The following is a 19113-nucleotide window of genomic DNA, read 5'->3' on the forward strand; positions in this document are numbered from 1 at the left end:
TTGAATAAAAGTTAATAATAAATAGTGTACTACAAATGTATCATTTTTTACTAATTATAAGTAAAATATGACTTAAAAAAATAGATTAGACTACTGACTGTCAGTCTTTTTAGGTTCTTTTCCTTGCATTTTTCTAATATTTTCTTCGGTAAGCATATAGTCTTTTACATTCTTCCCTTTTTTAGATTCTTTAAACAAAAATAAAGGCATAGCCAATAAAAAAATACCCGCAGTACCCGCTCCAATATATTTATGTGCTATAGTTTCATGAGCTGCTTTAATACTAAAACCATAAATTATTGCTCCAACTGAAGCAAAAAGAATAAGCGCTATAAAATGTTTTAATTTCATGTGTTGATAATGTATTTACGCAGTAAAATTAATTAACTTTCTACGATATGCAGTTAGCAATTTAGATTTTGAAACAAAACCAAAATATTTTCCTTCTTTAATTACAGGCAAATTCCAAGCGCCGCTATTCTGAAACTTTTCCATCACCTGTTGCATTGTATCTTTTTCATAAAAAATATGTTCCGGAGCGGCATGCATGATATGTTCTATGAGCATCGTTTTATAGAGCTTTGTATCAAACATAAATTCCCTAATATCATCTAGCAATAGAATGCCAACCAAAGCTTCGTCTTCATTGATTACAGGAAATATATTTCTGGTAGACTTCGCTACTGCTTCATGAAGCATATCTCCAAGCGTCATTTCTGGCCTAATAGCTTTAAAATTTTGCTCAATAACATCATCAAGCTGCATTAAAGTTAATACGGTTTGGTCTTTGTTGTGTGTTAGTAATGCTCCGCTTTCGGCTAATTCTCTTGTATAAATGGTATAATCTATTGCGTTTTTAGTCATAAGATAGGAGATGGAAGCGGTAATCATTAAGGGTACAAAAAGGACATAACCACCCGTAATTTCTGCTATTAAAAATATAGCGGTTAATGGGGCATGGAGTACACCCGCAATAAGCCCAGCCATACCAATAAGCGTAAAGTTACTTTCAGACACCGTGAAACCTAATCCAGCGTTGTTTATAATTTTTGCAACTACATTTCCTAATGTGCTACCCATTACCATAGTAGGTATAAAAGTTCCGCCTGCACCACCAGCAGCTAAAGTCGTTGTCATGGCAACAGCTTTAAAAATAGTAATCCCAAAAAGAAGCGCAATAACTACCCAAATGTTAGAGGTATAACTATCAAAAGGCGTTTTTCCTAAAGCTCTTATATGGTTACCGTCTAGAAGGTTATTAATGTAGCCAAAACCTTCACCATATAAAGGTGGTATTAGATAAAGCATTACACCAATAAGCAAACCGCCTACTAAAAGTTTATATTTTGGACTTTTTAAAGGTTTAAAAAGCCCCATAATTTTAAAATACATTTTAGTAAAATAGATAGAAGCAAAAGCGGTACTTACGCCAAGTAAAATGTAAAATAAAGTATCTTTTACTTCAAAAGTATCTGTTATTGTAAATTTAAAAAGCACTTCGTTTCCTAAAAAGAAATAGGAGGTGAGCACACCAGATATAGATGCCAATAAAAGGGGTAGCATAGAAAGCATCGTTAAATCTAAACTAAACACTTCTACAGCAAAAATAATGGCTGCGATGGGCGATTGAAATATGGAAGCTATTGCTCCAGCAGAAGCACACGCAATTAATAAAGAACGTGTTTTCTGATTCATATGAAATACTTTGCTAATATTAGAGCTTATAGCAGCACCAGAGGCTATTGCTGGGCCAAGTAAGCCTACAGAACCCCCAAAACCTACAGTTAATGGCGCCATAATTAATTGCGAATAGATCTGTTTTTGAGCAATATGCCCTTTCTTTTTAGAAAGTGAAAAAAGAATAGAAGAAACAGCATGCTGTAGTTTCTCTTTATAAATATATTTTACATACAGATACACAAGGGTAAGGCCGAGTATGGGCAATATAAAGTACAAGCTATTATTTAAAAAGAATATCCCTTTATCGGCTAATGCTTCAATAAAATAAGTGATGTTTTTTAAGGTTACTGCCGCTAAACCTGCTAACAAACCTACCACTACACTCATTAAATGCATATAAGTTTTGTTCGCTATATTTTTATACCGCCACTTTAAGAATTTGGTTAGAATGGTATTCTTGTTATTTGGCACCTTAATTTGTTTATGATACTAAATATAACTAAAAATCCCGCAAAACATTTTATGCTAATGTAATGCGGGATTTTTTTAAGCTTGTATGGTTACTTTTAAGCTTAGTTCCTTTAATTGCTCCTCATCAATAGGAGCAGGAGCATCTATCATCACATCTCTACCACTATTATTTTTAGGAAAAGCAATAAAATCTCGTATGGTTTCTTGTCCGCCTAAAATAGCTACCAAACGGTCTAAACCAAAAGCTAAGCCGCCATGTGGTGGCGCACCATATTGAAAAGCATCCATTAAAAAACCAAATTGTGCTTTTGCTTCTTCTTCAGAAAAGCCTAAATGTTTAAACATGGTTGCCTGCGTTTCTTTATCATGAATTCTAATAGAGCCGCCACCTATTTCGTTTCCGTTTAAAACCAAATCATAAGCATTGGCTTTTACTGCTCCAGGATCGGTATCTAATAAGGCTAATTGTCCTGGTTTTGGCGAGGTAAATGGATGATGCATGGCATGGTAATGCCCTGTTTCTTCATCCAATTCTAATAATGGAAAATCAATGACCCATAATGGCGCAAATTCATCTGCTTTACGCAAGCCTAAACGTTCTGCCAGTTCCATACGTAACGCACTAAGCTGCGCTCTTACCTTATTTGTATCTCCAGAAAGCACAAAAATGATATCCCCTTTTTGAGCACCTGTAACTTCTGCCCATTTTGCTAAATCTTCCTGATCGTAAAATTTATCTACAGAAGATTTAAACGAGCCATCATCATTATATCTAGAATATACCATGCCTAAGGCACCAATTTGTGGGCGTTTTACCCAATCGATTAATTTATCTATTTCTTTTCGGGTATAACTGTTCCCTCCAGGTACCGCAATACCAACTACTAATTCTGCATTGTTAAAAACACCAAAGTCTTTATGTTGTGCAACTGCGTTTAATTCGCCAAACTCCATTCCAAAACGAATGTCTGGCTTATCATTACCGTACTTGCGCATGGCATCATCATATAGCATTCTGGGGAAATCGCCTACTTCAACTCCGTTTACTTCTTTTAATAAATGACGTGTAAGCCCTTCAAAAATGTTTAAGATGTCTTCTTGTTCTACAAATGCCATTTCACAATCTATCTGCGTAAATTCGGGCTGACGATCGGCACGTAAATCCTCATCTCTAAAACATTTTACAATTTGGAAATATTTATCCATTCCGCCAACCATTAAAAGCTGCTTAAATGTTTGTGGCGATTGTGGTAAGGCATAAAATTCTCCTTCGTTCATTCTACTTGGCACCACAAAATCTCGAGCCCCTTCTGGAGTAGATTTTATTAAATAAGGCGTTTCTACTTCTATAAAATCCGCATCTGAAAGGTATTTACGAACCTCCATAGCTACTTTGTGTCTAAAAATAAGACTGTTTTTTACAGGGTTTCTACGGATGTCTAAATAACGATATTTCATACGGATATCTTCCCCACCATCTGTAGCATCTTCAATCGTAAAAGGAGGTGTTAGGGCTTCATTTAATACTGTTAGTTTAGAGACTAATACTTCTATATCACCAGTTGGGATATTTGGGTTTTTAGAAGCACGTTCAATAACAGTACCCGTAACTTGTATTACAAACTCACGTCCAAGCTTTTGCGCTTGTTCTAAAAGTGCTTTAGAAGTTTGTTCTTCATCAAAATAAAGTTGGGTAATACCATAACGATCTCTTAGATCTATATATACCATAAACCCCTTATCTCTAACCCCTTGTACCCAACCAGAAAGGGTAACTTCTTTATTTTGTTGCGCTAATGTTAATTCCCCGTTTGTATGACTTCTATACATTTTGTAAAATTTGAAATGCAAAAGTAAGAAGTATCAAGATAATACCATGATACATTGTGAATATACTCTAGGAAAAGATTCTATTTTCCTTTATTGAAGAGGAGCATTTATATTAACGGATGTATTTTACGTATTTAGGATCCATTTTTTCTAATGTTTTTATTTCAATATTTTTATAATAAATTTCTGCTGCTTCAGACTGTAACTGTATTTTACCTTCTATCATAGGAATCCATGTATTGGTTTCGTCTAAAAATTGAGGTTCATGAACTGTCATTGCCACCACGCCGTTTACAATATGGATGGCGGTATCTTCAAAACAAATTAACTCTAAAGTATTCCATTCTCCATGTGCAAATTCTGGATCTTTTGGGATATTGTTTTTCCAACATCGACCAGTCTCAAAAATATCATTCTTACGCCAGGCAAAATCTTTTAGAGAAGCCTTTTCATCAAAATAATACTTTCCATCTTCTCTTTTTGTAGCAGGGCATTTTGCTCTTACACTAGTTTCGCTAATAGTGATAAAATCAGCACAGTCTGTTTCTTGTACTTCAAACTCTAAGCTAGTCATCCAAACATTCCAAAAATCGGTATGATCACCTTTACTATGGTATAAGATTCCGCTATTGCGTTTCTGATGTAAACGAGGTTCCCATTTTTTATCTCCCCACTTAAATTGTGTTTTTAAATGGTAGTTTTTGTACGGCTTTTTGGTTACTAAACCCGCAAAAATTTCACCTGTTATTTTTATCACTTGTTCTCCTTCTTCCTCAATAACAGAAAAAACATGTTTTGGATCCTTATTTAAGCCAAGGGGTTCATGGTTAAAACGGACGTCTTCTACAGTTTCATAACCAGAAATATGAGAGCTTTTATGAGGGATTCCCATAAAAATATCCCATTTGCTTAGGTCTTTATCAACTAATTGCTCCCATACAGGTGCATTAGTTTTATACATATTTGGTTTTTTTTCTTTACAAGCAATAAGTAGTGTTAGTATGATAAAAGTTAAAAAATAACGCATAAATAAATTGTTTTGGTTGCTAATATTAATAATTTTTATTTATTTAAATAATTGATAATCAGTAATTTAAAATCCTAATGTAAATTTAATGTAAATTATATGTTGCTTAATTGTTGCTTTATTGTAAAATAAATGTATATTTATATCGTTAAAACAATAAGAATTTAGTAAAACCTACAAAAGATATGAAAACAATAACATTTTTTTTGGCACTGTTTTTAACAGTAGCAATATCAGCACAAGATAAAAAACCAACTTTTAAGAAAGAAGGAGAAAAAGTACAGGCAACATATTATCACGATAATGGAAAGATTGCCCAAGTTGGTACTTTCTTAAATGGTGAATTAGATGGTGAATGGAAAATGTATAATGAGCATGGTAAAAAAATTGCGCTTGGAGAATACACAAATGGAATGAAAACAGGAAAGTGGTTCTTCTGGGAAGGTACAGAATTAAAAGAAGTAGATTTTGTTGAGAGTAAGATTGTTAATATCACGAAGTGGAATAATTCTGAAGCTGTGGTATTGAATAAATAAGCTTAATATCATATAAATATTATATATAGCCTCAATGTTAACGCATTGAGGTTTTTTTATTCCTGAAATTTAAATTTTTTAATGCCTTTATTTCTGGAGTTTCCATTATTTAAATGTTAAGAATTGTGGTGTATATACTTTCAAGAATTTCAAAATTTAGTATAGCTCTTAGACTTAAAATATAATCTATTTTAATATAAGAAGTATAAAGACTAATAGTGCTAATCGGATTTATCGTATGCAACTAGATATTTTTTAATCAATAATAACATAAAAGTAACATTAGAGGTGTCTTGAAGATTATTTTTACATTATTTTTACACCCTATGTTTATGGATAATTTATACATTTTAATGATCGGAGCTCTTGCTACTTTGGCTGTCTTCGATATTATTGTAGGAGTAAGTAACGATGCGGTAAACTTTTTAAATTCCGCAATAGGATCAAAAGCAATTAGTTTTAAAACCATTATGATTATTGCCAGCCTTGGTATTTTTATAGGGGCTGTATATTCTGGTGGTCTAATGGAAGTGGCTCGTAAAGGTATTTTTGTTCCAAGCCAGTTTTCTTTTGAAGAAATTATGGTCATATTCATGGCTGTGATGATAGCAGATATATTGCTACTCGACTTTTTTAATACGCTTGGCCTCCCTACATCTACAACGGTATCTATTGTATTTAACTTATTAGGTGCAGCAGTGGTGATGGCCGTTATTAAAATTATGGCTAATGATAGCCAAACCATAGGTGATATATGGACCTACATCAACCATAAAAAAGCAATTGACATCATTAGGGGGATCTTATTATCCGTTTTAATAGCTTTTTCTGTAGGAGCTGTAGTGCAATATATTTCTCGATTGATTTTTACGTTTAACTACGAGAAGAAAATAAAAAACTTTGGAGCTATTTTTGGAGGAATTGCCCTGGCGTCAATTACCTATTTTATCTTCATGAAAGGTCTAAAAGGAACCCCTCAGTATAAAGACATACAAGGAGTACTAGAAGGAAACGAAATATATGTAATGTTAGGGAGTTTTATTTTTTGGACACTGTTTTCCTTTGCATTTGAAAAAATAATTAAAAAAACGGTTCTCATTGTCGTTATAGCAATGGGAACATTTGGACTTGCTTTAGCTTTTTCTGGAAATGATTTGGTGAATTTTATTGGTGTTCCAATGGCGGCATGGCATTCGTATGAAGCTTGGTCAGTTTCTGGAATTTTACCTTCTGAGTTTTCTATGGAAATTTTAAGTGAAAAAGTACCTGCCGAACCTCTAATTCTCTTTATAGCAGGTGCTATTATGGTGGTTACCTTATGGACTTCTAAAAAAGCACGTACTGTTGCCGACACAGAAATAGGTCTTTCTCGGCAAGATGAAGGAAAAGAAAAATTTAAACCCAATGCATTATCCAGAGGTATCGTTAAAATAGTAACAATTTTAAACGATAGTTTAACAACCATAGTGCCTCAAGGAACATTAAAGAATATCAATTCTAGATTTGAGAAACCAGTAATAAACTTACCAAGATCTAAGAGTTATGAGCTGCCTGCTTTTGATATGATTAGAGCGTCTATTAACCTTGTTGTTGCGGGGATATTGATTTCTATAGCCACATCAATGAAATTACCTTTATCTACTACCTATGTTACTTTTATGGTGGCTATGGGTACCTCTTTAGCAGATAGGGCTTGGGGAAGAGAAAGTGCAGTATATAGAGTAGCTGGAGTTTTAAATGTAATAGGAGGATGGTTTTTTACAGCATTTAGTGCTTTTTTTGCGGCAGGAACACTTGTATTTTTAATTCACTTAGGAGGTCCTAAAGGGCGTTTTGTTATTATTACAATCTTACTTATTGTTGCGGGAGCCTTATTAGTACGAAACTATCTGGCACACAAAAAGAATAATGCTATTGCTAAAGAAGAATCTAATTTAAGCAAATCTGAGAGCAATACCATCCAAGGTATTATTGAAGAAAGTGCCGATAATATTGCAAAAACAGTTTCTAGAACAAATAAAATTTATACCAATGTACTTAAAGGGCTTGCAAGAGGAAAAGTAAATAGCCTTAAAAAGAGTAGGGCAGGTGTAGAAAAATTAAATGATGAGATAGATGAATTACGAGATAATATCTTTTACTTTATTAAGAATTTAGAAGAAACAAGTGTTAGTGGGAGTAATTTTTATATTCAGATTTTAGGCTATTTAGAAGATATTACACAGTCTTTAGAATACATTGCAAAAGCGAGTTACAAACATGTAAATAACAATCACAAACATTTACGATTTAATCAGATACGTGATTTACAAGATATTAATGATAAATTAGACAGTTTTTTAAATGCAACTGAAATAGCGTTTACCTCAAGAAACTACGGGCAGATTGATGATCTCCTAGGACAAAAAGAAACACTTTACAATAGTGTAACAGAAAAAATTCAGAAACAAGTAGAACGTACTCGTTCAGAAGAATCTAGTCCTAAGAATACTACTTTGTATTTTGGGATATTGTTAGAAACAAAAGATCTTATTGAGGAGATTATGAATCTTTTAGAGTTATATCATAACAATCATAAAAAAGTATAATTTACATGTGATGCATTAATTTTTTAACTTTATTAAACAAAAGTTTATGAAGTATGGATAGAGCAACTGTTCAAAATTAATGCAACAAAAACACAAAATTATTTAACCCTAACCTTAAGTTCTTTATCTCCTTCTATTTTAAAAGAACACTCTTTAAAACTGGGAGGGCCAAAAGTTTTCATTTTAGCATTAGAAAAGCCTACAGGTTCTTTAGGAATACCAAAAAAATTAGTATCTAATGCATCATTAGCATTCTCATCATGAAAAGCAGCTACAGCATAGGTTCCAGCTGGTAAATCTTTTAGTACAACGGCAGTAGTATCTTTTTTTGTAGTGGCTGTATTAGAGGTAAAAACACGATCAAATTTTAAAAACCCATCTTCGGTATTGTATAGGGCAACACTAACTTTACCATCTGCTGTTTTTATATTTTCTACATGAACAGTTAATGTATGTTGTGATACTCCGAATAACGGAAATAATAACACTAAAAAAAGAGTTTTTCTCATGATATGTATGATCTAATAATACTATAAATTTAATACAACTATCTTGCCCAAAAAGAACTTTAATAAAAACTTAACCTCTAAATAAAAAGAAACGTTCTTTCATTTCTTCTATTGCTCCACTCTTATTTGTCATGATATACGTAATTGCTTCTGTAGTAAAACTTTTTCCTTTTTCGGTTAAGGAGATAATATCATCTTCAATTAAAATCATATTATTTTTTAGTGCTAAATCTAAGACCGATTTAGAGCGTACTTTGCGCCAATTGATATGCTCATTTAAATGTTTTACATGCCGTTCTGATGGCTCCTCATGATTTTGCAAGTGCAATAAAAACGTTAGTAAATGTACTTCTACGCCTTGTCTTTTTTGGCGATACAATACTGATAGCAACCCTTTGTTAGGCGCTAATAGATAAATCACAAAAAATAAAAAACCTAAAACAGTGGCTATAGAACCAGCAATAGAAGCATCTAACCAATGTGCTACCCAATAACCTGATATTGCAGATATAACCCCAAAAACACTTGAGAGTATAAGCATCTTTTTTAAATCTGTTGTTAGTAAATAGGCCATAGCAGGTGGAGCAATCATTAAAGCAACAACTAAAATAGCGCCAACAGCATCAAAAGCACCAACAGTAGTTACTGAGGCTGTAGCCATGAGCCCGTAGTGGATTATTGCTGGAGAAAACCCTAACGTAGCGGCTAAACTTTTATCAAAAGTGCTTAGTTTTAATTCTTTAAAAAAAGTAAATAATAAGAACAGTGTTATCATCAAAATACTGCCAATTACCCATAGCGATTTAGGTCCTAAATCCATTCCATTTACAAACAAACGATCAAAAGGTGCAAAAGCCAATTCTCCTAATAATACAGCATCAGTATCTAGATGCACATCATTTGCATTTTTAGCAATTAATAGTACTCCTACACTAAATAATGTAGGGAAAACAAGCCCTATAGCGGTGTCTTCTTTTACCAAGCCAGTTTTTTGAATAAATTCTACTAGAATTACAGTAATTACGCCAGTTAGCGCAGCTAATAATATTAACCAAGGCGAATTTAAATCTTCTGTTAAAAAAAAACCTATAACAATTCCGGGTAAAATAGAATGACTAATAGCATCACTGATCATTGCCATTTTACGAAGTACTAAAAAAGTACCAGGAATAGCACATGCAATAGCCACTAAACAGGCTATAAGCTGAATTTCTATTTGCATACTAGTCATACACTTCTTCTTGTTGGTTATACAAATTGGCGGCTTTTTGATAGCCTTTTTTAGTCATGGACCACATCGAACCAGTAATCTTTACATATTCTAATCGTTCTAGTTTTTTTAGTGATTTTTTGGTGTAGCCCTGAAAGTTATTTAAAATCTTAACAGCATGTGGATGTGTAATATCCTCATGTGTCATCGCAATATTATGCATAAAAGCTAAGGTTTTAAAAAGCTCTAAATCGTTACGATTTTTCCAATAGCGAATTTCTTTAAATAAAAGCCCTCTCCCAGGTGAAAAAATAAACGAGAATAACACAAAAGCAGCTGCAATTAATACAATAACGGGTCCTGTAGAAAGATTGTTAGAAGTGGCACTTATTGCTGTTCCAAAGACACCTGAAAAAGCTCCAAAAATCGCTGCTAAAAATACCATTACGCCTAAGCTATTTGTCCATTGCCTTGCAGCAGCAGCAGGTGCTAAAAGCATAGCGCTCATTAAAACCACTCCAACAGTTTGTAAACCAATTACTATTGCTAAAACAATAAAAGAAGTAATTAACACATCTAAAAAGCGAGTATTAAAACCTAATGATTTTGTATAGTCTACATCAAAAAGAAGTAGTTTTAGTTCTTTCCAAAAGATAAGTAGTACCAGCAAGCTTATTCCTGTTACAATGCACATTAACCAAACATCACTCTCTACTAAAGTTGCTGCTTGCCCAAATAGGTATTTATCTAAACCAGCTTGGTTGGCATTTGGTATTTTCTGTATAAAGGTTAGTAAGAGCATTCCAAAACCAAAAAATAAGGATAGAATTAATCCCAAAGCAGTATCAGATTTTAAATGTGTGTTTTTAACAATACCTCTAATCCAAAAAGTTCCTATTAATCCACTGATCAAGGCACCTATTAGTAGCGTATTACTGTCTTTTGCTCCAGTGATTAAAAAAGTTAAGGCTATCCCTGGTAATGCTGCATGCGAAATGGCATCTCCTAAAAGGCTTTGCTTACGTAAGACTGCAAAACTACCTAGCATGCCACAAACTGCACCCAAAACTGCAGTGCCTAATGTAATAGTACGCAAGGTATAATCTGTAAAAAGGAGTTCTATGTATTTTGTTAGTTCTATAGTTGATAGTTTTTAGTGGTTAGACAATAGTTTTATTTTTAAGATATTTTTGAAGACTTGTTATCATTTTAGATAATTCTACAAGTTTTTCTCTTAGTGTATTCTCTATTTCTAATGAGAAATAGTTTTGTCTTTTAGCAATAGTAGAACAAACAACGCATTCATTTACAGAATCTAAAGCCATTTGTAAAAATCTATTAAATTGTTTGTCAGTATCAGACGAACCTTCAGCAATATTTAATGCAATAGAAACTGATGCTCTTGTAAATTGAGAAGAAAGTGCATAACGTTCTTTTTTTGGAAAAATTTTACAAGTTTTATATACGAGATCTATAAAATCTAAAGCCTTATTATAGACTTTTAAATCTTCAAACTTAAATTTATTCTCTCTCATATATTTTAATTTTCTAAATTACTAACCACTAACCACTATGCTGAAGACCAAGAACTCTATTGTTGCACACTTACTTTATAATTAATTCCGTATGTTTTTGTGAGGTTATCATCATTAAAAATGTCTTTCACGGGTCCTGTTGCTATTTTTTTTACGTTTAAGAAAGTTACCCAATCAAAATATTCAGGTACCGTTTGCAAATCATGATGTACCACAACAACCGTTTTTCCGGCCTTTCGCAATTCTTTTAAAATATTAATGATGGCTTTTTCTGTTGTAGCATCTACACCCTGAAAGGGCTCATCCATTAAATAAATGTTAGCATTTTGTACTAATGCTCTAGCTAAAAAAATACGTTGTTGCTGGCCGCCACTTAACTGACTTATTTGTCTGGACTTAAATGCTAGCATACCAACTTTTTCTAATGCTTCTAAAGAGGCTTTTTTTTGTTTTTGCCCTGGGCGTTTTATCCACCCTAAACTCCCATATGTACCCATCATAACCACATCTAAAGCAGTAGTAGGAAAATCCCAATCTACACTTCCTTTTTGGGGTACGTAAGCCACTTCTTGGTGTTGCTTTTTATAGGGTTTTCCAAAAATCTTTACACTACCTGCAATAGGTTTTATGATATCTAGAATTGACTTTATTAAGGTAGATTTTCCTGCGCCATTAGGACCAACAATTGCCATTAAAACACTTTCTGGAATAGCTAAATCGATATCCCATAAAACAGGTTTGTAGTTATAAGCAACGGTAAGATCGTCTATAGCTATAGCTATGTTTTTATCACTCATACCTCTTTATTTTAATGCGTTAACAATAGTATTTACATTATACAAAAACATGCCCGTATAAGTGCCTTCTACTGTTCCTGCTGTTCCTAATGCATCTGAATATAAAGTACCCCCTATAGCTACTTCATGACCTTTAGAGCGTACAGATGCTTGCAGTGCTTCTATGGTTCTTTTAGGTACAGAGCTTTCTACAAAAATGGCTTTCACATTTTTTTCAATAATAAATTTTGCCAATTCCTGTACGTCTTGTACTCCAGCTTCCGTTGCCGTTGAGAGTCCCTGTAGGCCTACCACTTCAAAACCAAAAGCTTTTCCAAAATAGTTAAAGGCATCGTGTGCGGTTACTAATACACGTTTTTCTACGGGTAATGTTGCTATAATTACTTTTAGATCTGTTTGTAATTGGTCTAAAGTTTCTAAATACTTTTTGCTATTTTCCTTGAATAGGTCGGTATTTTTAGGGTCTAATGCTATTAATTTTTGAGTGGTATATACTGTTATTTTCTTCCAAAAATCAATATTAAACCAAATATGTGGATCATAATTAGAGGCAAAGTATTCAGAACCTATTAATTTATCCTTTTCAAGGACTTCAGCTAGAGCAAGGGTTTTACTATTGTTTTTATCCATTTTTTCAAAAACCTCAACTAGTTTTCCTTCTAAATGTAAACCGCTATAAAAAATAATATCTGCATTAAATAATTTACTAACATCTCCTTCACTAGCTTTATACAGATGCGGATCTACACCACTCCCCATTAAACCTTCAACCTGTATAGCATCACCACCTATATTACGGACTAAATCAGTAATCATAGAGGTTGTGGTTACTACATTTAATTTATTGTTTTCTTTTTTAGGCTCTGATTTACAAGCAAAAATACATAGTGTTACTATTGCTAAAATTGTATGTTTCATATAAGTTTTATCTAGTTCTAATTTTTTATTGATTTTGATTGGGTAGCATTAGGGTTAATCTTGTACCCCAATACAAATCTTGTTCACTATTAATTCCTGTTCCTACAACGGAATCAAACATTAATTCTGGAATAATCATATACGTAATTCCAAAATCCCAAAAATGATTAGTTGTAACGCCTTTGGCAAAATCGCCATATAATTCTGCATAGAATCCCCATGTTTGATTAAAATTATGGTTGTAGGCTAGCGTATATAAATATGCTGTTCCGCTTCCTAATTGTAAGCCTAAATTATAGGATAGATTTGCTTTTTCATTTAAGGTATGGTAAAAAACACTTCGCATCTCTGTTGTAACACTTTCTGGTTTAAAATCTGTACTTGCTGTAAAAGGGAAAAATACATCAGTAATAAATGTTAGCTGAGGTAAAATGCCCTTTTCTGGCAAAATATCCCAGCCAAAACCTAATTGTAATGGTGAATAACCACTTAAAACATTTTCTTCTTTGAAACCATTGTTTTTAACGAACTGTTCTTGAAAATCAAAACCTAAACGTACTTCAAAATTAGAAGCAATGCCATACAATAATAAGGTTTGCCCCAAAGCATAACTTTCATATATACGTGATCCTTCTTTAAAAGATTCATAGAATACTCCCGATTCTCCTTGAAAAGATCCTTTAACGGTGCTTGTTGGAGATTCAGTAGCATCTTGCGCATAGCTGAAACAAATAAATGGTGCTAATGAAAAAAATAATATTTTAAATAACCTGTACATATAGATTTGCTGCTATCTGATTGGATATAAATAAATTCTTACCATTTATTTGTATTATGTAAGAGCCGTCAAATTCTTCTTTTTCTACAATACTAATTTCATCACCAAGAGAAATACCATGTTTATCTAAAAACTTTAAAAATGCTTTAGAAGAATCTTTAACTCCAACACAAATTCCCTTTAAACCAATTGCACTATTTTCTATTAATTGTTTAGACGCAAGGGTTATAACCCCATTTTTATTTGGAATTGGATCTCCATGCGGATCAAATTTTGGAAAGCCTAAATGTTTGTCTAATCGATCTATTAACTTATCACTTTTTATATGTTCCAATTGTTCTGCAACTTCATGTACCTCATCCCAAGAGAAAGCTAATTTTTCTACCAAAAAAACTTCCCAAAGTCTATGTTTTCTTATAATAGACAGCGCAATGACTCGTCCTTTTTCAGTTAAAAAAACACCTTGATACTTCTTGTACTTTACAAAGTCTTTTTCGGCTAGTTTTTTAACCATATCTGTTACAGAAGATGGTTTCATATTCATCTGCTCTGCAATTGCATTAGTAGAAACAGCCTCATCACTAGATTTCCCTAGGTGATAAATTTCTTTTAAATAATCTTCTTCAGAAAGTGTCATTATAATCTTAGAATTTAAACAAAAATACATTTTTATATATAAAAACATATTTTTAGCTTTGCCTAAATTTATTTTTTGAATTGCTTAAATATAAAATCAATAGTATGCCTACTACTAAAATAGTATTAATTCTTATGCTCCTTTGCTTTGGTGTAAACGCGCAAACAACTATAAGTGGCAAAATTACTGATGAAAATGGCCCTATTCCTTTTGCTAATGTTTATCTAAAGGACACTAAAATAGGAACTTCATCAGATGAAAATGGAGATTATACTATTACAAATTTAAAAGAAGGAAATTATATACTAATAGCCTCTGTTGTAGGATATTTGCCTTATAAAAAAACAATCAGCATAAAGAATAGTGAAATAAAATTACTAAATATTACACTAAAGCTTTCTTTAGAAATTTTAGAAGAAACTGTAGTTACAGGAACTTTAAAAGCAGTAAGCAGATTAGAAAGTGCGGTACCTGTAGAGGTATATAAACCAAGTTTTTTTAAAAAAAATCCTACTTCTGGACTTTTTGATGCACTACAAAACGTTAATGGTGTACGACCACAAATTAACTGTAATGTATGTAACACGGGAGATATTCATATAAATGGCTTAGAGGGTCCGTATACTTTAATTATGATAGATGGTATGCCCATTGTTAGTGGATTAGGTACCGTGTATGGCCTTTCTGGAATTCCTAACTCTTTAATAGAACAAATTGAAATTGTAAAAGGACCTGCATCTACACTTTATGGTAGTGAAGCAGTTGGAGGACTCATAAATGTAATTACAAAAAACACACTATCTGCTCCAGAATTCTTTGCAGATAGTTTTTTAACAGGTTGGGGAGAATACAATTTAGATATTGGCACAAAATTTAATGTAGGTAAAAAGTCAGACCTATTGCTTGGCGTAAATTACTTTAATTATGATGAGCTTATAGATAATAACAATGATAATTTTACAGATTTAACACTGCAAAAACGAGTTTCACTTTTTCAAAAATGGAATTTTAAACGAGGTAGTGGTAAATTGTTTACGCTGGCAGGGCGCTATTTTTACGAAGATAGATGGGGTGGCGAGTTACAATGGACTCCAGAATTTCGTGGAGGCGAAGATATTTATGCAGAAAGTATTTTTACCCGTAGATGGGAAGTCATAGGGAAATATCAATTACCTATAGAAGAAAATATTACCTTATCATTATCGTATAATGACCATAATCAAGATTCTGCTTACGGTCCTGAAATTTATCTTGCAGACCAACGCATTGGTTTTGCCCAATTATTATGGGATAAAACTATAGGAAAAAATGATCTTTTATTTGGTACTACATTACGTTACAATTACTATGATGATAATACTACGGCAACCACAGATGGTTTGGAAAATAATCCTGATGAGCTTGCGATACCAGGGATTTTTATTCAGAACGAGTATAAGTTCTCTAAAAAATATTCGCTCCTAGGTGGCTTACGTTACGACTATGATAACCGACATGGAAATATTTTTACTCCTAGAATTGCTTTTAAATGGAAAACATCAGAAAATGCAGTTTTAAGAATTAATTCAGGTACGGGTTTTAGAGTAGTAAACTTATTTACTGAAGATCATGCGGCATTAACAGGTTCCAGAGAAGTTCTTATTACTGAAGAATTAGAACCAGAACGCTCTTGGAATTTTAATGTAAATTACCTTAAGAAGTTTTATATGGATAATGGAACTTTTGCAAGTTTTGATGCCGCTGCATTTTACACCAGATTCAGTAATGCAATTATTCCAGATTATGATACCAATCCTAACCAAATTATTTATGATAATTTAAATGGCAAAGCAGTATCGCAAGGCATAAGTGCCAATGTAAATATATCTTTCCCTAGCGGATTTAATATTTTGGCTGGCACCACCATTCAAGATGTTAGTACTACAGAAAATAATATTATCCAACGCCAAATACGTACGGAAGGCTTTACGGGAACCTGGAGCTTATCTTATACCTTTAGAGGCATAAATTTAGCAGTAGATTACACTGGTAATATATACGGTCCCATGCGATTATCTACTTTAGGTGAGACCGATCCACGAAAAGAATTTTCACCCACCTACAGTCTTCAAAATGTACAATTTACACATAAAGGACTTGGTAATTTTGAGTTTTATGGCGGAATTAAAAACTTACTAAACTGGACACCAAACCGTGGTAACCCGTTTATTATTGCAAGAGCTAATGATCCTTTTGATAGAGAAGTAACTTTTGATGCTAATGGAAATGCTGTAGCAACAGCTAACAACCCTAACGCATTAACTTTTGACCCTGATGGATATTCTTATGCTCCAAATCAAGGAATTCGTGGTTTTTTAGGCTTACGATATTCTATCTATTAAAAAAGTTTGATGAAAAGAGAATTGGTATATTTGAATAAATTCTATTGAACTATGCAGCGATTTTTAACCATTTCAATACTGTTCTTTTTTGTTTTTAGCAATGCGCAATATCAAAACGAAGAAATTATAACCATAGAGCCTTCTTCAGAAAAAGAATTTTTAATTCCAGTTTATAAAGACGATATTATTAATTTTCAGATCGGAATCCGTAAAATTAAAAAAGCAAAAATTAGTAGCATTCAAATCTTTGAATATCCGAATAAACTTATTGCTAAAGCAGAAAAAATTAGAACATACATAAAATCAATAACTGCGCAAAAAGATGGAATTTATATGCTAATTCTAAAAAATAACAATTCTAAAACAGTAGACTATACTATTGCATACACTATTAATTCTACAAGAAAGAAGAAACCTGCTATTGGGTATAAAACACAAAGAGATACTACATACGGTTTTGAAACCTCATATTTAAGAACCATTACAAAAACGGAAACTGAGCAAGTACAGACAGAAAAATTTTATTTAAATAGTACTTCTAACGCCCTATTAAAAGGTGGGAAAAATAGAATTTTAATTCCTGTAAACCTTCCTAGAAATACAAAAGAATGGTATTATACTTTTACAGCATCTAGAGAAGAAAATGATATAAAAAATACTTTATCTTCATTTAATTTTGCGGCACAACTTACCAAATTTGCAAAAGATGATGCTTCCATACAAAATGCAGTAAGTAATTTAAGTCCTCCTCCTGGGGCTCATATTTGTGATATATATCGTATTGAAAGTCAAAAAGACGCTAATTTATTTAAAGAGAAAGAAGACTTTAAATTTGATTTAGATGCTTCAAGAGAAAATTTCAAATCTGGTATTGTTACAGTTACCACCAATTCTAAGAGCTATTTAGGCATCCGGAACCCTGATAATTTATATGGGATACATATTGCGATAGAAATTGTAGCATTAGTTGAAAAATTAGATAAAAAACGAGAAAAAATTACAATACCGATCATTACCAGTTATAAAGTTCCTTATCTTATAGATTAATGGATGTTTACGATTATATTATTATAGGTGCTGGTGCGTCTGGTTTAATGCTGGCAGATGCTTTAGGGAAAGATGCTTTTTTTAATGATAAAAAGATTCTTCTGATAGATAAAGATGCTAAAAATACAAACGATAGAACTTGGTGTTTTTGGGAAGAAGGAACTGGTGCTTTTGATGCTATTCTCTATAAAAAATGGGAAACCATTCACTTTGCTGGAAAAGAATTATCTAAAAATTATACAATTGCTCCTTATGCCTATAAAATGGTAAAAGGTATTGATTTTTACACTTTATATTTAGAGCAAATACAATCATATTCCAATATAACTTTTGTACAAGAAACGGTCACTAAGGTTGATGATCAAAGAAATTTTGTGGCCGTTATTACGGCAGGTACTACTTTTAAAGCCAAGCAGGTTTTTAATAGTATTTTTGATTATAAAAATGCACTACAGCAAAAAAAATACCCCGTTTTACAACAGCATTTTATAGGTTGGTTTGTAAAAACAGAGCAAAATATTTTTGATGAACACATAGCAACTTTTATGGATTTTTCTATTCTTCAAAAAGGAAATACTCGTTTTATGTATGTCCTTCCTCTTTCAGCAAATGAAGCTTTAGTAGAATACACCTTATTTTCGGAACAACAATTACCTAAACAAGAGTATGAAGATGCTATAAAAAATTATTTAGAAGATCAATTAAAGTGTAGCAATTATACCATTACTGAAAAAGAACAAGGTAGTATTCCTATGACCTGTTATCGGTTTACAGAAAATAACACTGCTACACTATTGCATATTGGGATGTCTGGTGGATGGGCAAAACCAAGTACCGGATATACTTTTTTAAATACGCATAAAAAGACAAAAGCATTAATAAGCTATTTAAAAACAGGAAAACCATTAGATCGTTTTTCTAAAAAAGATAAATTTTGGTTTTATGACTTACTTCTTTTAGATGTGCTCTATAAAAACAATCATTTAGGGCGGTCAATTTTTGAAGCTTTATTTAAAAAAAGAACACCACAAGCTATTTTTAAATTTTTAGATGAAAAAACAAATCTTTGGGAAGATATTAGATTTATTGGAGCACCTAAAGCTATTCCTTTTATCAAAGCACTTATAAAAAGGCTATTTAATATGTAAAAAGAAGTATTTCTTTTGATA

General features: G+C 32.4%; 17 protein-coding genes. 5 read left to right on the plus strand and 12 right to left on the minus strand.

Translation table 11 applies throughout. From position 1 onward, the window contains the following. Window positions 1-90: 90 nt before the first annotated feature. The 4 genes from ACZ451_RS07005 to ACZ451_RS07020 all read right to left on the minus strand — a co-directional run bounded on the left by ACZ451_RS07005 (window position 91) and on the right by ACZ451_RS07020 (window position 5008). A complete protein-coding gene (locus ACZ451_RS07005) occupies window positions 91-351 on the minus strand; it encodes a hypothetical protein (RefSeq protein WP_464216401.1) in 261 nt (86 codons plus the stop codon). A 15-nt stretch (window positions 352-366) separates the two neighbouring features. Next, entirely contained in the window at window positions 367-2076 is a 1710-nt protein-coding gene (locus ACZ451_RS07010; protein ID WP_464216907.1) for a chloride channel protein, read from the minus strand. A gap of 150 nt (window positions 2077-2226) precedes the next feature. Then, window positions 2227-3981 (minus strand): aspartate--tRNA ligase, encoded by a 1755-nt coding sequence (aspS, locus tag ACZ451_RS07015; protein WP_464216402.1) that lies wholly within the window; start codon window positions 3979-3981, stop codon window positions 2227-2229. Window positions 3982-4093: 112 nt separating this feature from the next. Then, on the minus strand, window positions 4094-5008 hold the full coding sequence (locus tag ACZ451_RS07020; protein WP_464216403.1) for a 3-keto-disaccharide hydrolase: 915 nt from the start codon (window positions 5006-5008) through the stop codon (window positions 4094-4096). Window positions 5009-5193: 185 nt separating this feature from the next. On the opposite strand from ACZ451_RS07020, the gene ACZ451_RS07025 reads away from it, so the two are divergent. Together ACZ451_RS07025 and ACZ451_RS07030 are read left to right on the plus strand one after the other, a co-directional pair. Then, a complete protein-coding gene (locus tag ACZ451_RS07025; protein ID WP_464216404.1) occupies window positions 5194-5544 on the plus strand; it encodes a toxin-antitoxin system YwqK family antitoxin in 351 nt (116 codons plus the stop codon). A gap of 332 nt (window positions 5545-5876) precedes the next feature. After that, the gene (locus tag ACZ451_RS07030; RefSeq protein WP_464216405.1) at window positions 5877-8132 is read left to right on the plus strand and encodes an anion permease; all 2256 of its coding nucleotides are present in this window, start codon (window positions 5877-5879) and stop codon (window positions 8130-8132) included. A 98-nt stretch (window positions 8133-8230) separates the two neighbouring features. Here the strand turns inward: ACZ451_RS07030 and ACZ451_RS07035 are convergent, their stop codons facing one another. From ACZ451_RS07035 to ACZ451_RS07070, 8 genes are all read right to left on the minus strand, one after another. Further along, window positions 8231-8641, minus strand: a complete 411-nt coding sequence (locus tag ACZ451_RS07035) for a DUF2141 domain-containing protein (RefSeq protein ID WP_464216406.1) — start codon at window positions 8639-8641, stop codon at window positions 8231-8233. 70 nt (window positions 8642-8711) lie between these two features. Beyond that, window positions 8712-9872 carry a metal ABC transporter permease gene (locus ACZ451_RS07040; protein ID WP_464216407.1) on the minus strand — a complete coding sequence of 387 codons (1161 nt, stop codon included), beginning with the start codon at window positions 9870-9872 and terminating at the stop codon, window positions 8712-8714. Next, window positions 9865-10947: a metal ABC transporter permease gene (locus ACZ451_RS07045; protein ID WP_464216408.1), complete on the minus strand. Its 1083-nt coding sequence runs from the start codon at window positions 10945-10947 to the stop codon at window positions 9865-9867. Before ACZ451_RS07045 ends, ACZ451_RS07040 begins: the two co-directional genes overlap by 8 nt. Before the next feature lie 64 nt (window positions 10948-11011). After that, on the minus strand, window positions 11012-11386 hold the full coding sequence (locus ACZ451_RS07050; protein WP_464216409.1) for a four helix bundle protein: 375 nt from the start codon (window positions 11384-11386) through the stop codon (window positions 11012-11014). Between the two features lie 56 nt (window positions 11387-11442). Then, window positions 11443-12183, minus strand: a complete 741-nt coding sequence (locus ACZ451_RS07055) for a metal ABC transporter ATP-binding protein (protein ID WP_464216410.1) — start codon at window positions 12181-12183, stop codon at window positions 11443-11445. A 6-nt stretch (window positions 12184-12189) separates the two neighbouring features. After that, window positions 12190-13101, minus strand: a complete 912-nt coding sequence (locus ACZ451_RS07060; RefSeq protein WP_464216411.1) for a metal ABC transporter solute-binding protein, Zn/Mn family — start codon at window positions 13099-13101, stop codon at window positions 12190-12192. 25 nt (window positions 13102-13126) lie between these two features. Continuing rightward, entirely contained in the window at window positions 13127-13879 is a 753-nt protein-coding gene (locus tag ACZ451_RS07065; RefSeq protein ID WP_464216412.1) for a transporter, read from the minus strand. Then, the gene (locus ACZ451_RS07070; RefSeq protein ID WP_464216908.1) at window positions 13863-14516 is read right to left on the minus strand and encodes a metal-dependent transcriptional regulator; all 654 of its coding nucleotides are present in this window, start codon (window positions 14514-14516) and stop codon (window positions 13863-13865) included. The genes ACZ451_RS07065 and ACZ451_RS07070 overlap by 17 nt, the downstream gene beginning before the upstream one ends. Before the next feature lie 104 nt (window positions 14517-14620). Here ACZ451_RS07070 and ACZ451_RS07075 point away from each other — a divergent pair, with 104 nt between their 5' ends. From ACZ451_RS07075 to ACZ451_RS07085, 3 genes are read left to right on the plus strand one after another with little or no spacing between them, the layout of a single operon-like run. After that, complete coding sequence (locus ACZ451_RS07075; RefSeq protein WP_464216413.1) at window positions 14621-16897, plus strand: TonB-dependent receptor; 2277 nt, start codon at window positions 14621-14623, stop codon at window positions 16895-16897. A gap of 51 nt (window positions 16898-16948) precedes the next feature. Further along, entirely contained in the window at window positions 16949-17944 is a 996-nt protein-coding gene (locus ACZ451_RS07080; RefSeq protein WP_464216414.1) for a hypothetical protein, read from the plus strand. Next, window positions 17944-19092 carry a lycopene cyclase family protein gene (locus ACZ451_RS07085; protein WP_464216415.1) on the plus strand — a complete coding sequence of 383 codons (1149 nt, stop codon included), beginning with the start codon at window positions 17944-17946 and terminating at the stop codon, window positions 19090-19092. The genes ACZ451_RS07080 and ACZ451_RS07085 overlap by 1 nt, the downstream gene beginning before the upstream one ends. The last annotated feature ends 21 nt before the right edge of the window (window positions 19093-19113 follow it).

It is taken from the genome of Allocellulophaga tsushimaensis, from assembly GCF_055383085.1.